Origin of the sequence: Nonomuraea jiangxiensis (assembly GCF_900099965.1) — a bacterium.
Lineage (GTDB): Bacteria > Actinomycetota > Actinomycetes > Streptosporangiales > Streptosporangiaceae > Nonomuraea > Nonomuraea jiangxiensis.
Window position 1 is genome coordinate 29,583 of the sequence record NZ_FNDJ01000043.1, and the last position, 12,512, is coordinate 42,094.

Annotated in this window: 13 protein-coding genes; 8 read left to right on the plus strand and 5 right to left on the minus strand. The window is 70.4% G+C overall.

Annotated elements, in window-relative coordinates:
• Nucleotides 1–18 precede the first annotated feature (18 nt).
• Nucleotides 19–1,422 (plus strand): family 2B encapsulin nanocompartment shell protein, encoded by a 1,404-nt coding sequence (locus tag BLS95_RS50025; protein ID WP_090946692.1) that lies wholly within the window; start codon nt 19–21, stop codon nt 1,420–1,422.
• A gap of 2 nt (nt 1,423–1,424) precedes the next feature.
• Complete coding sequence (locus tag BLS95_RS50030) at nt 1,425–3,599, plus strand: terpene synthase family protein (protein ID WP_090946732.1); 2,175 nt, start codon at nt 1,425–1,427, stop codon at nt 3,597–3,599.
• 13 nt (nt 3,600–3,612) lie between these two features.
• Here BLS95_RS50030 and BLS95_RS50035 read toward each other — a convergent pair whose 3' ends face one another.
• Both BLS95_RS50035 and BLS95_RS50040 read right to left on the minus strand, forming a co-directional pair.
• Complete coding sequence (locus tag BLS95_RS50035; RefSeq protein ID WP_090946693.1) at nt 3,613–3,957, minus strand: STAS domain-containing protein; 345 nt, start codon at nt 3,955–3,957, stop codon at nt 3,613–3,615.
• A 368-nt stretch (nt 3,958–4,325) separates the two neighbouring features.
• Nucleotides 4,326–4,592, minus strand: a complete 267-nt coding sequence (locus BLS95_RS50040; protein ID WP_090946694.1) for a hypothetical protein — start codon at nt 4,590–4,592, stop codon at nt 4,326–4,328.
• Nucleotides 4,593–4,986: 394 nt separating this feature from the next.
• Here BLS95_RS50040 and BLS95_RS50045 point away from each other — a divergent pair, with 394 nt between their 5' ends.
• On the plus strand, nt 4,987–5,568 hold the full coding sequence (locus tag BLS95_RS50045; protein WP_245765761.1) for a C40 family peptidase: 582 nt from the start codon (nt 4,987–4,989) through the stop codon (nt 5,566–5,568).
• A gap of 256 nt (nt 5,569–5,824) precedes the next feature.
• On the opposite strand, the gene BLS95_RS50050 is transcribed toward BLS95_RS50045, so the two are convergent.
• Nucleotides 5,825–6,091 (minus strand): hypothetical protein, encoded by a 267-nt coding sequence (locus BLS95_RS50050; RefSeq protein WP_090946696.1) that lies wholly within the window; start codon nt 6,089–6,091, stop codon nt 5,825–5,827.
• 369 nt (nt 6,092–6,460) lie between these two features.
• Between BLS95_RS50050 and BLS95_RS50055 the strand changes: the two genes are divergently transcribed.
• From BLS95_RS50055 to BLS95_RS50065, 3 genes are read left to right on the plus strand one after another with little or no spacing between them, the layout of a single operon-like run.
• Entirely contained in the window at nt 6,461–7,117 is a 657-nt protein-coding gene (locus BLS95_RS50055; protein WP_143044246.1) for a SirB2 family protein, read from the plus strand.
• Nucleotides 7,063–8,409, plus strand: a complete 1,347-nt coding sequence (gene mads6 / locus BLS95_RS50060; protein WP_090946698.1) for a methylation-associated defense system protein kinase MAD6 — start codon at nt 7,063–7,065, stop codon at nt 8,407–8,409. The genes BLS95_RS50055 and mads6 overlap by 55 nt, the downstream gene beginning before the upstream one ends.
• Nucleotides 8,406–8,924, plus strand: a complete 519-nt coding sequence (locus tag BLS95_RS50065) for a GNAT family N-acetyltransferase (protein ID WP_090946699.1) — start codon at nt 8,406–8,408, stop codon at nt 8,922–8,924. The genes mads6 and BLS95_RS50065 overlap by 4 nt, the downstream gene beginning before the upstream one ends.
• Before the next feature lie 3 nt (nt 8,925–8,927).
• Here the strand turns inward: BLS95_RS50065 and BLS95_RS50070 are convergent, their stop codons facing one another.
• On the minus strand, nt 8,928–9,722 hold the full coding sequence (locus BLS95_RS50070; protein WP_090946700.1) for an FKBP-type peptidyl-prolyl cis-trans isomerase: 795 nt from the start codon (nt 9,720–9,722) through the stop codon (nt 8,928–8,930).
• Nucleotides 9,723–9,875: 153 nt separating this feature from the next.
• On the opposite strand from BLS95_RS50070, the gene BLS95_RS50075 reads away from it, so the two are divergent.
• The gene (locus BLS95_RS50075; protein ID WP_245765762.1) at nt 9,876–10,916 is read left to right on the plus strand and encodes a DUF2293 domain-containing protein; all 1,041 of its coding nucleotides are present in this window, start codon (nt 9,876–9,878) and stop codon (nt 10,914–10,916) included.
• Nucleotides 10,913–11,284, plus strand: coding sequence for an MmcQ/YjbR family DNA-binding protein (locus BLS95_RS50080; RefSeq protein WP_090946702.1), 372 nt, complete (start codon nt 10,913–10,915; stop codon nt 11,282–11,284). The genes BLS95_RS50075 and BLS95_RS50080 overlap by 4 nt, the downstream gene beginning before the upstream one ends.
• Nucleotides 11,285–11,302: 18 nt before the next feature.
• Here BLS95_RS50080 and kynU read toward each other — a convergent pair whose 3' ends face one another.
• The gene (kynU, locus tag BLS95_RS50085; RefSeq protein WP_090946703.1) at nt 11,303–12,496 is read right to left on the minus strand and encodes a kynureninase; all 1,194 of its coding nucleotides are present in this window, start codon (nt 12,494–12,496) and stop codon (nt 11,303–11,305) included.
• Nucleotides 12,497–12,512 lie beyond the last annotated feature (16 nt).

Here is a 12,512-nt window from a genome sequence, read left to right on the forward strand (position 1 = left end):
GTCCGTCGGTTCACGGAAATGGTGGTGTTCAAGTTGACGGAGTCGGACCAGCGGCAGCTGAGCCTCGGCACCGCGGCGGCGCGCACGCTCGCCACGACGACCAAGACGCCCCCGCAGATGCGGGAGATCTCCCCCCGGTGGCTGCTGCGGGTGCTCCCGTGGGTGGACGTCGCCGGCGGGGTCTACCGGGTGAACCGGCGGCTCACTTATGCGGTCGGCGGCGGCCGGGTGAGCTTCGCCCGCACGGGCGCGCGGGTCCGGGTGATCCCACCGAGCCTGACCGAGCTGCCGCTGCTGCACGGGTTCGAGGACGGCGACGTCCTCGACACCCTCGCCGGGCTGTTCGAGCAGCGCGAGTTCGCGCCCGGCGACACGATCGCGCGGGCCGGGCGGCCGGCGGACGAGATCCTGCTCATCGCGCACGGCAAGGTGAGCAAACTCCAGGAGGGCGGATACGGCGACCGCCTCGTCCTGGGGGCGCTGGCCGACGGCGACCACGCCGGAGCCGAGTCACCGGACGGGCCCGGGGTGTGGGGCTTCACCTTGGAGGCCGGCACCGCGGTCACGGTGCTGGCCCTGCCCTGGGAGGTGTTCCGGGCGGCGGGCGGCCAGTCGGCGCCGCTGCGGGCCCAGCTCGAACGCCACCGCGCGAGGCTGGCCCGGCCCCGCAACAAGTGGGGCGAGGCCGCCATCCACGTGGCGGCGGGCCACCGGGGCGAGCCCGTGCTCCCCGGCACGTTCGCCGACTACGACCCCGGGCCGCGCGAGTACGAGCTGAGCGTGTCCCAGACCGTGCTGCGCGTGCACACCCGGGTCGCCGACCTCTACAACGGCCCGATGGACCAGACCGAGGAGCAGCTCAGGCTGACCATCGAGGCGGTACGCGAGGCGCAGGAGCGCGAGCTGATCAACAACCGCGCCTTCGGCCTGCTGCACAACGCCGACCCCGGGCAGCGCATCCGCCCCCGGATCGGGCCGCCCGGCCCCGATGACCTGGACGAGCTGCTCTGCCGCCGGCGCAAGTCCCGCTGTTTCCTGGCCCACCCGCGGGCCATCGCCGCCTTCCACCGGGAGTGCACCGCGCGGGGTGTCTATCCCGACAGCGCCGTGATCGACGGCTCCCGGGTGACCGCCTGGCGCGGCGTGCCCATCCTGCCGTGCGACAAGATCCCCGTCAGCCGGGCGGGCACCAGCTCGATCATCGTCATGCGGACGGGCGAGGAGGATCAGGGCGTCGTCGGCCTCTTCCAGCGTGGCGTGCCCGGTGAGCGCGAGCCGGGGCTCAGCGTGAAGTTCACCGGCGTCGACTCCAGAGCCGTCGCGTCCTACCTGGTCAGCGCCCACTACTCGGCCGCGGTGCTGGTGCCCGACGCGCTCGGGGTGCTGACGGACGTCGAGGTGGCCCCGCGAGTGAAGGAGTGATCATGTCCCAGCCGTTCGAACTGCCGGACTTCTACCTGCCGTACCCGGCCCGGCTCAACCCGCATCTCGAGGCGGCCCGCGTGCACTCCAGGCAGTGGGCCCGCGACATGGGCATGCTGGAGGGATCGGGGGTCTGGGAGGAGGCCGATCTCAACGCCCACGACTATGCGCTGTTGTGCGCCCACACCCATCCCGACTGCGACGCCACCGAGTTGTGCCTGATCACCGACTGGTACGTGTGGGTGTTCTTCTTCGACGACCACTTTCTGGAGATCTTCAAGCGGACCGGCGACCTCGAAGGCGGCAAGGTCTACCTCGACCGGCTGGCCCAGTTCATGCCGATGGGTACTGACCTGGGCATGCCGGAGCCGACCAACCCGGTGGAGGCCGGCCTGGCGGACCTGTGGGTACGCACCGTCCCGAGCCGGTCGGCCGACTGGCGCGCGCGTTTCGCCGAGAGCACCCGTAACCTGCTGAACGAGTCGCTGTGGGAGCTGGCCAACATCAACCGGGGCCGGGTGGCCAACCCGGTCGAGTACATCGAGATGCGCCGCAAGGTCGGCGGGGCGCCCTGGTCGGCCGGGCTGATCGAGCACGCGGTGGGGGCCGAGGTGCCCGCGCGGATCGCGGCCACCCGGCCGATGCGGGTGCTACGGGACACGTTCGCCGACGCGGTGCACCTGCGCAACGACCTGTTCTCCTACCAGCGGGAGGTCGCCGACGAGGGCGAGCTGAGCAACGGCGTGCTGGTGCTGGAGAAGTTCCTGGGGTGCGGCACGCAGGAGGCCGCCGACGCCGTCAACGACCTGCTGACCTCGCGGTTGCAGCAGTTCGAGCACACGGTGTTCACCGAGCTCGGGCCGCTGTTCGTGGAGCACGGGGTCGACGCGCTCAGCGCGGTGGGCGTGCTGGCCTACGTCAAGGGGCTGCAGGACTGGCAGGCGGGCGGGCACGCGTGGCACCTGCGCTCCAGCCGGTACATGAACAAGCGGGCCGGGGCCAGCCGGCCGCTGGGCGTGCCGGCGCTGGTCAACCTGCTGGGCGCCAAGCGGGTGCGCAACTTCACGCATGTGCCGTACGAGCGGGTGGGACCGGTCCACGTCCCGGAGCTGTACATGCCGTTCCCGCTCAGGTTGTCCCCGCACCTGGACGCCGCCCGGCGCTCCACGGTCGCCTGGTGCCGGGAGATGGGCATGCTGGAGGGACAGCCGGGGGTGGTGGGCTCGGTGATCTGGGACGAGGAGAAGCTGACCGACTTCGACCTCCCGCTCTGCGCCGCCGGCCTGCATCCCGACGCCAATCCTGAAGAGCTCGACCTGGCGTCGTTCTGGCTGGCCTGGGGGACCTACGCCGACGACTACTTCCCCGCCGTCCACGGCAGGACGGGCAACCTGCCCGGCGCGCGGATCGCGGTGGCCCGGTTGTCGGCGTTCATGCCGCTCGACGGCTCTCCCCCGCCGCAGCCCCTGAACGCGATCGAGCGTGGCCTGGCCGACGTGTGGTCACGGACGGTCGGGCCGGTGCCGCTCGCGTTCCGGCGCAGGCTCCGCGCGGACGTGGAGACGATGGGCGAGGCGTGGCTGTGGGAGCTGGCCAACAGGGTGGTCAACCACATCCCCGACCCCGTCGACTACCTGGAAATGGCCCGGCTGACCTCCGGCGGCGAGCTGTTGATCGACCTGTGCCGGCTGCGGCACACCAAGGGGATCTCCGAGGAGCTTCGTCGCAGCGGGCCGATGCGGGCACTGGAGAGCGCGATCGCCGACTGCGGGGTGCTCGTCAACGACATCGTCTCCTACCAGAGGGAGATGGAGTTCGAGGGCGATCTGCACAACGGCATCCTGGTGGTACGCAGCTTCTTCGACTGCGACTACCCGGTGGCGCTCGGCATCGTCAACGACCTGTTGACGTCGCGGATGCGGGAGTTCGAGCACATCGTGGCGAACGAACTGCCGATCCTGACCGCCGAGCTCGGCCTGGACGCCGAGGCCCGCAGGGCGCTCGACGGCTATCTGGACGAGCTGCGCAACTGGGTGGCGGGCATCGTCCACTGGCACCTTCATTGCTCCCGCTACGACGAGGAGTCGCTGCGCCGCCACTACCGGCCGCGGCCCGTGCCCCTACGCGGCCCGACCGGCCTCGGCACCTCGGCGTCGATCATCACGGCGAGCCGGTGACCCGCCGGTACGGCTATGCGGGCAGATTGTCCGCGTGGGGTTGGTAGAACCAGCCCATCATGCGCAGCAGGCGCTGCTGGCTCGGCGTGACGTTGTGCAGGCGGATCCACCGCTGCGACGGTGGCAGCGTGGGCATGACGAGCACGCGTAGTCCCGAGATGTCGATGAAGGTCAGTCCGCCGGTGTCGACGTCGACGTGGGCGCCCTGGTGGCAGCTCGCCAGGGCGGCGGCCAGCGCGCGGCTGTTGGTGGCGTCGACCTCGCCGATCAGTGTGACGACCGGAGCCCCGAGCGCCGCGCGTACGAGAATGGTCAGTTGCCCGTCCTGGTAGAGCAACCGCTCTCTGACACTGCTCACCGCTCTTCACACCCCCCAACGCAGGCTTTTGGGGGTAGTAGCCGGATCTGCCGTCTGCAGGGGATGACCGGGAAAGTGTCCGACGATCAACCCGAAACCAGGTTACTACGAAGTTTGTTTCACTATGTAAGAAATGACCGAATTTGGGGGGAACTATGAAGGGTCTCCGTACAGGCCGACGGAGCCCGCGCCGGCTGCGGGCTTGACGGACGTCGGCCTGGTCGGAGGCACCTCCTGCGGGCACGGCCCGCGCCCCGCGCTCGGCCCCGGGCAGGCGCCCCGGCAAGGTGCCGCCACGGGGAGCCGTGGCTGCCGGAACACCGTCCTGTCAGACCTGTACGCCGGGGGCGTGCCGCCACCCGGGGCGGCTAGTTGTTGTCGCCCGTGTTCTTCTCGTTGTTGAGCAGGTCGACGTCGAGGTCCTGCAGGTGCAGCGCGGTGAGCAGGTCGATGTACTTCACCGAGTCGTTGAGGACGTCGTTCGCCGCAGTGAGATCGTCGAGCAGGCTGAACTGGCTCAGGGTCTGCTGCTTCTTGTTGAAGGCGTTGGGGCCGACGTCGGCCGAGGCGCTCGTGGCCGAGAACCCGAGTAGGAAGCCCGCGATGGCTGCACCGGCCAGAATGCGACGCATCATTTTTCTACTTCTCCTTCGTCGGAATCGGCGCGGGATGCGCGTCATCGTAAATCACTCGCAGGCTTGCGAGATTCCAGTAATAACAATCTCGCGGTGCGTCGGCGAGTCGCAACCCGGCCGAGCTAAGTCGAAGTCAAATACACCTCCCAATTCCTTGGCCCTGATCATTAATGGGCCAGATATGTCCCGACTGGTCAGTTTTGCCGCATAAATCGGGAAGGCAATTTCCAGCTTATTGCCATACGCGCGTCCCACCTGACCAAAGGGCGTTTTATCCGCATAGCGATGGCGGAATGCTAACGGGAGAAACGACCTGGCACACGCCACGGAGAACTCGGCGGGCCACCGCCGGACGCCGGGGCGCCGATTAGTCATGGGAGCGCTGGAAAATGCCATGAATGGACTACGGCGGCTACTGCCGATCGCGCTGGTGCTGGCGATTCACGGCACGCATTCCGCTCCCGCGCTGGCCAGGTCGGCGGGCGGCGCCATCGCGGTGCGGGCGGCGATCGAGATGATCGGCGTCCCGTACTCGTGGGGCGGCGGCGGGAGAAAGGGGCCCGGGTTCGGCACCGGGAGAGGGGCCGGGATCCGGGGATTCGACTGCTCGGGGCTGACCGAGTACGCCTGGGCGCGGGCCGGGGTGCTGATCGGCTCGACCACGTACGCGCAGTGGCGGTCGGGGATCCGGCTGGCCAAGGAGGAGGTGGAGCCGGGGGATCTGGTGTTCTACGACAACGATCCGAGCCGGCCGGGCCCGGAGCACGTCGGCCTGGCGGTGGACGCCACCCGGATCGTGCACGCGCCGTACACGGGTCAGGTCGTGCGGCTGGATCCGCTGGACAGGCGGACGTTCCTGGGAGTGGTGCGGCCGAGCGCGGCCGGCGCCAACGTCGAGGCCGCGGGTGCGGTCACGATCGCCGGCCGGCCTGACGAGCCAGGCCTTTCCGAGAGCGTTCACGGCCCGGTGCCGTAGGTCGCGGTTCCACGGGCGGTCGGGGCCGGAACGCAAGCGGCCGCGCGGCCCAGGTCGTCCTGCAGTGATCGACCTGAGCCGCGCGGCGCTGGAGCTCGGTGCGCACCGAGCCCGTGCCGTGGCCTCGCGAAATTCCACGGCCCGTTCTTTCGGTTCACCTCAAGGCACCAGGAGGGCGATCTTGGCCGGGCGGGCTCCCTGTCGATGAGCCGGGGAGTCGCCGATCGCCGTCCTGCCTACGCCACGCAGGGAGCCGTCAGTTGTTGTCGCCCGTGCCTTCCTCGTTGTTGAGGATGTCGGCGTCGATGTCGTTCAGGTGCAGCAGCGTGAGGATGTCGACGTACTTGACGGAGTCGTTGAGGACGTCGTTCAGTGCGGTCAGATCGTCGAGAATGCTGAACTGGCTCAGGACGCTCTGCCCGCCGTTGTGCGGGTTGGGGCCGACGTCGGCGGAGGCTCCGGAGGCGGAGAAGCCGAGGGCGACGGCCGCGATTGCTGCACCGGCCAGAATGCGACGGATCATGTGTGCTTTCCTCCATGGATAGGCGCGGAATTCCAGCGCCGTAGTCGTTTGTGCAGGGCTGTGAGGTGCCGCCAATAACAATCGCGGCAGGGAGCGGGAACCGCAACTCAGAAATCCCTCTTCGTGGTCAAGGAGGCGCCTCGATTTCTTGGCTGTCGGTTTTCCGGCCCGTCGACGACGCGCGGCATTAAAGCTGCGCCCTTAGGTCGTCGAAGGGCATTTATTTTGGCTCGGCACAGCGCGGTTGGGACTGGCGTTCACCGCCGTTTAGGCAACGATCACCCGAAACTTGAGAATCACTCCTACGCCCCACGGCGTATCCGGAGTGCCGCCCGCGGGCTGACGTCCGGCGCGCTCATAGCGGCGAGGATGGGCCGCGAGTTCGATTCCGGAGGTCAGGTGAGGGCATTGCTGCGACCGCGTACCCGTAAGACAGTCCTGGTTATCCACGTCGTCGCCTCCGTCGCGCTGCTCGGCGAGGTCTGGGGACTGGTGCTGCTGAATACCGCGGCGACGCTGACAAACGATCCCGGGCTGGCCCACGCCGCCTATCGGTTGATGCCGGTGATGGTGTTCGGGGGCGGGATACCGTTCAGCCTCATCGCATTGACCACCGGCGTCGTGCTCGGCCTGGTCAGCCAATGGGGACTGTTTCGCTATTACTGGACCGCGGCCAAGCTGGTGCTCCTGGTGGCCGTGATCTGCGCGGGGATGTTCCTGTTCGATCCGGAGGGAATGGCCGCCGCGACCGAAAGCGCGTCCGGGGTCCCCGTCCCCGCCTCCGACGCCCGGCAGTGGGGCCAGGTGGCCGTGCTGGGCACGCAGGTCGCCATGCTGATGACGGCCACGGTGCTGTCGATCTTCAAGCCGCGCGCCAAACTGTTCGACGGCGGACCGCGGCGGGGCGTCCAGGGGGCCGGGGGCGCTGGAGAAGAGCCAGGCCCGGCGGTGGGCCGTGCGAGGATAGCTCCATGGCAGAGATCGTCGGCGGAGGACGTCCGGTCAACGACGCCGAGCGGCGGGTGATCGCCTATCTGCGGGACCACGCGCCCGCCGACTGGTTGCTGCTGCACAACGTCGAGGTCCCGCGCGGCCATGACATCTTCGAGGTGGACCTGCTGGTGCTGACCGGCCACTCGCTCGTGGTGGTCGACGTCAAGGGCACCAGGGGCCGCATCGAGGTGTCCGGCACGCGGTGGTTCCCGCCGCGCCGGGAGGCGTTCGGCTCCCCGGTGACCAAGTTGCGCGGCACCGCGAAGGCGCTGAAGGGCCTGCTGGTGTCCAAGGCCACCCAGCTCGAACGCGTCTACGTCGACGCGCTGGTGGTGCTCACCTCGCCGGACGCCGAGGTGGTCGACCCGGCGGGGCGGGACGCGCCCAACGTCACCGACCTGCCCGGGCTCATCGCCACCCTGAGCGACGTCTCGCGGATCAGGCGCGGGTGCAGTCCGGACGCGAAGCCGTATCTGACCGCGATCCTCGACGCGCTCAACCAGACCGTGCGCCGCAGCACCGCACCTCCGAGATACGGCAACTGGGAGGCCGAGGAGCAGCTCGGCGGCGACGCCCGGGTCACCGAATACCGGGCGTTCAACACGACGCTGCCCGGCAGCGAGACCGTGCTGCTGCGGGTCTACCAGGCCGACCCGCTGGCCGACCACGAGGCGCGGGCGGCCGAGCGGCAGCGCATCGCCAACGCCTACCAGACGCTGGCCAAGATCCCCCCGCATCCGTGCGTGGTGCGCTCGCGCGACTTCTTCGCGATCGATGACGAGAGCCGGTTCGTGCTGGTGCTCGACGACGTGCACGGCGAGGCGCTGCACCTGTCGCTGGGCAAGGGCGCCCGGCTGGGCGTGATCCAGGACCTGCTGCGCGGGCTGGCGCACGCGCACGCGCACGGTGTCATCCACCGGGCGCTCACCCCGGCCTCCGTGCTGGTCACCGACGACGGGCACGCGGTGCTGACCGGGTTCGACTACGCCAAGCCGGGGCCGCGCAACTACACCGTCGTCCACGAGCTGGGCAACGTGCTCGACGCCCACTACGTGGCGCCCGAGTGCATCGAGCGGCCCGACAGGATGACCACGGCCTCCGACGTCTACGCGGCCGGGGTCATCGCCTATCAGCTCCTCACCGGCCAGCTCCCGACCAGCTCCGACGCCCACGGGCCTGACGTGCCCGAGGTGGTGCGCCGGATGCTCGACCCCGTGCCGGCCAAGCGGCCGACCGCCGCCGAGGCACTCGACGCGCTGGAGGGGGCGCGCCTGCAGGAGTCGCGGCTCAAGCGGCTCGTACGTCGCATAGTGTCCGGATCATGACCGTACATTTGCGCCCCGTCAAAGAGCGTGACCTGCCCCTCCTGTACCGGTTGACGAGCGAGCCGGACAGCACCGGCGACTTCCAGTGGTACGGCTGGCAGGACCCGCACCGCCTGCGCCGGCGGTGGGAGGAGGACGGGTGGCTCGGCGAGGACGGGGGCATCCTGGTCATCGCGCATGCCGAGGAGAGCGTCGGCATGATCTCGTGGACCAAGAAGGTGGCCAACCGCGCCAGTCACTACTGGTCGATGGGGTTGATCGTGGCGCCGGAGTTCCGCGGCCAGGGTTATGGCACGCAGGCGCAGCGGCAGCTCGCGCGCTACCTGTTCGACCACACGACGGTCAACCGGATCGAGGCGGCCACCGAGATCGACAACGTGGCCGAGCGGCGGGCGCTGGAGAAGGCCGGGTTCACCCGCGAGGGCGTGCTGCGTGGCGGCGGTTTCCGCGCCGGGGAGTGGCGCGACGGCGTGCTCTACAGCATGATCCGCTCCGACCTGGCCGACGAGGCGTGACGCCTACTCCGGGGTGATGGTGTCCAGCACGTCGATGACGTAGATCCGGTCCGGCGCGGGCACGGCCACGCGGCTGCCCACCCGCCGGCCCACGAGCGCGTCCAGCCAGGCCGCCGGCACCGCACCCGGCTTGAGGGTGAAAGCGCCGGGCCCGCCGCGCCGGTACGACGAGTCCACGACCGCGCCGGAGGGCCAGGCGGCGGCCACGTACTGGACGACCACCTTCGCCCCCGCCACGATCTCCCGCCCCGAGCCGTCGATGAGCGTGCGGGGTGGCGCGGAGGGCGTGAGGTCGGCGGGGACCACCGGCAGGGTCCGGCCGACGAGCCGCGCGTCGGGCGGGTAGCCGCCCAGGATGTCGAAGACCAGCACCAGCGTCTCGCCGGGCGCGACGCCGGTCAGCGGCACGTTCGGCCCCAGCGCCTCGGCGGCCGGGCTGACCAGCATGACCCGGCTGCCGGCCGGCCGCCCGATGAGCGCCCGCCGCCAGGTCTCCGACACGCTCCTGCCGTCGAAGACCACCGTGGTGGGCTGGTTGGCCTCGTACGTGCTCAGGTACGGCCGGTTGCCCGACCAGCTCCGGATGTCGACGTCGGCGAGCACCACGTCACCCTGCACCGTGGGCCGCCCGCTCCCCACGCTCAGCACCGTGATCCGCGGCGTGCGGCCCGGCCGGCCCCTGGGGATGGCCACCTTCGGTTTGCTGCCGAACTCACCCGTGACGACGGGCTGCGTGCCATCCTCGGCCACGCCACACGAGGTGGCGAGCACGAGCACGGCCGGCCAGAACAGACGCACGATGATCCTCCAGGGCCAGGTCCACGGGGGTTACTTGCCGCAATGGGGCAAAAGGAATCCCTCCGGTCTCGCCATCTCCCGACAAAGGCGCGGGAGACTGGGGCACGTGAGCAAGCGGATCCACAGACACGACGGCCGGCTCAGGAGGGACCTGTGAGCAAGCCGAACCTGGCGCGCAGGGTCGCGGACGCGGCCGAGATCGCGCTGACCACGCGGAAATACGTGACGTTCATCGACGTGGTGACCGGCCTGCGCTGGTTGCACTCGCGGCACGTGGACCTCTGGCGGCAGGGCAGGGCCGCGACGCTGGCCGAGCTGGCGGCGGTGGACGAGGACCGGCTGCTCACCACGGCCGCCCTGCTGCGGGACTGGGCGCTGGCCAGGGGGCTGCGGCCGGTGGACACGCCGTACGTGGCCGGCACCCGCGACCGCCGCGAGCTGCGCTTCACCACCGGGGCCGGGCAGGAGGCGTTCCGCGTGCACTGGCTCTCGCCCGACCTCAGCGAGGCCCGGGTCCGCAGCCTGACCGAGCGGCAGAGCAAGGCGCCCGACCTGGTGGCGGTGGCCCCGTCGGCCCCCTGGACGTGCGCGGACTGCGGCGACACCGGTCCCTACCTCATCATGGAGGACGACCGGCCGCACTGCCTGACCTGCGCGGACCTGGACCACCTGGTGTTCCTGCCGGCGGGCAACGCCGCGCTCAGCCGCCGGGCCAAGCAGGAGAGCGGTCTCGCGGCGGTGGTCGTCCAGTTCAACCGGCGGCGCAAGGTCTACCAGCGCCTCGGCCTGCTGGTGGAGGAGGCCGCGCTGGCCGCCGCCGAGGAGCGGTGCCTGGCCGACGAGGAGGTACGCCTGCGCCGCCGCGAGCGCGACCGCGTACGCCGGGCGGAGGAGGACGTGGAGTTCCAGGCCGCGATGGCCGCGGAGATCGCCCGGCTGTTCCCCGGCTGCCCGGAGGGGCGGGCCAAGGAGATCGCCGAGCACGCGGGCCAGCGCGGCAGCGGCCGGGTGGGCAGGTCAGCGGCGGCCCGGGCCCTCGACGAGAACGCCATCACGCTGGCCGTGATCGCCTCCATCCGGCATCTCGACACCGAGTACGACAGCCTGCTCATGCGGGGTGTGCCGCGGATGGAGGCCCGCGACCGGATCAGAGACGTCATCGAGCGCAAGTTGGAGGAGTTCAGAAGGCCATGACCGACTGGCATGTGATACGCGAGGAGCTGCGCGCGTTCGCCCTGGGCCTGCCCGAGACCCACGAGGACCACCCGTGGGGCGAGACGGTGATCAAGGTGAACAAGAAGGTGTTCCTGTTCCTGGGGCTGGACGAGCCGACGGAGAGGTGGGACCCGAAGTTCAGCGTCAAGCTGCGCTCGGAGGCGCACGGCCACGCGCTGACCGTGGAAGGCGCGGCGCCCACCAGCCACGGGCTCGGCCGGGCGGGCTGGGTGACCGTGCCGTTCCTGTCCCCGCTGCCGGAGACGGAGGTGCTGCTCGACTGGGTGGAGGAGAGCTACCGGGTGATCGCCCCGAAACGCGCGATCACCCTGCTGGACCTCAGGTGACGGCGGCCGCGTACACCCTCAGGTGACGGCCAGCCGCTGGGAGTACTTCTCGTCCCGCCACAACTCCTTCTCCAGCACCTCCAGGAGGGTGGCGGCGGCGTCGTGGACGTCGGCGTAGCCGATGTAGAGCGGCGCGAACCCGAACCTGAGCAGGTCGGGCGCACGGAAGTCGCCGTGCACGCCCCGGTCGATCAGCGCGCGCATGATCCGGTAGCCCTCGGGGTGGCGGTAGCTGACCTGGCTGCCCCGGGCGGCGGCCTCCCGGGGCGAGGCCAGCTCCAGCGCGTCCCCGACCAGCTCGATGAACAGCGAGGTCAACGCCATGCTCTTGGCCCGCACCAGGTCCAGCGGCACCCGGTCCCACAGGTCCAGCGCCGCGTCCAGCCCGGCCATCGACAGCACGTGCGGGGTGCTCACCACGAACCGCCTGATGTCCGCGGCCGGCCGGTAGCCGGCCTCGAAAGCGAACGGGGCGGCGTGGCCGTGCCAGCCGGGCAGCACGTTCTCGGCGCTCGCGTGGTGACGCGGGTTGACGTACAGGAACGCGGGCGCGCCGGGCCCGCCGCAGAGGTACTTGTACGTGCACCCGACCGCGAAGTCCGCCGCCGAGACGTCCACCTCCATGGCGCCCACGCTGTGGCACACGTCCCACACCATGAGGGCCCCGGCCGCCTGGACCTCGGCGGTGACCGCCGGCACGTCGTGCCGCGCGCCGGTGCGGTAGTCCACCTCCGACAGCAGCACCACGGCGGCGTCGTCGAAGCGCCCCGCGGCGAGGTCGCGTACCTCGTAGCCGCCGTGCAGCCCGGCCAGCCCCTCGACCATGTAGTGGTCGGTGGGGAAGTTCCGCACGTCGGAGACGATCACCCGGCGCTCCGGACGCAGCCGCAGCGCCGCCGCCACCGCCTGGTAGATCACGATCGAGGTGGTGTTGCCCACCACGACCTGGCCGGGGCCGGCGCCGATCAGCGGTGCCAGCCGGTCGCCGAGGGTCAGCGGCTGCTCGTACCATCCGGCGTGGTTCCAGGCGCCGACGAGTTGCCGGCCCCACTCGTCCTCCACGGTCCGCCGCACCCGCTCGGCGGTGCCGCGGGGCAGCGCGCCCAGCGAGTTGCCGACGAGGTAGATGATGCCCTCCGGCAGCACGAACTCTGATCTGAACGCGCGCAACGGATCGTCGGCGTCGAGGGCGAGACAGCGGTCCCGGTGCAAGTGTCACTCCTGTAAC

What these genes read in the sequence shown, in the direction of transcription:
- BLS95_RS50025 (WP_090946692.1), top strand. Translation starts at nt 19, where the DNA reads ATGGTGGTGTTCAAGTTGACGGAGTCGGACCAGCGGCAGCTGAGCCTC.
- BLS95_RS50030 (WP_090946732.1), top strand. Translation starts at nt 1,425, where the DNA reads ATGTCCCAGCCGTTCGAACTGCCGGACTTCTACCTGCCGTACCCGGCC.
- BLS95_RS50040 (WP_090946694.1), bottom strand. Translation starts at nt 4,592, where the DNA reads ATGATGCGTCGCATTCTGGCCGGTGCAGCCATCGCGGGCTTCCTACTC.
- BLS95_RS50045 (WP_245765761.1), top strand. Translation starts at nt 4,987, where the DNA reads ATGAATGGACTACGGCGGCTACTGCCGATCGCGCTGGTGCTGGCGATT.
- BLS95_RS50050 (WP_090946696.1), bottom strand. Translation starts at nt 6,091, where the DNA reads ATGATCCGTCGCATTCTGGCCGGTGCAGCAATCGCGGCCGTCGCCCTC.
- BLS95_RS50055 (WP_143044246.1), top strand. Translation starts at nt 6,461, where the DNA reads ATGGGCCGCGAGTTCGATTCCGGAGGTCAGGTGAGGGCATTGCTGCGA.
- mads6 (WP_090946698.1), top strand. Translation starts at nt 7,063, where the DNA reads ATGGCAGAGATCGTCGGCGGAGGACGTCCGGTCAACGACGCCGAGCGG.
- BLS95_RS50065 (WP_090946699.1), top strand. Translation starts at nt 8,406, where the DNA reads ATGACCGTACATTTGCGCCCCGTCAAAGAGCGTGACCTGCCCCTCCTG.
- BLS95_RS50080 (WP_090946702.1), top strand. Translation starts at nt 10,913, where the DNA reads ATGACCGACTGGCATGTGATACGCGAGGAGCTGCGCGCGTTCGCCCTG.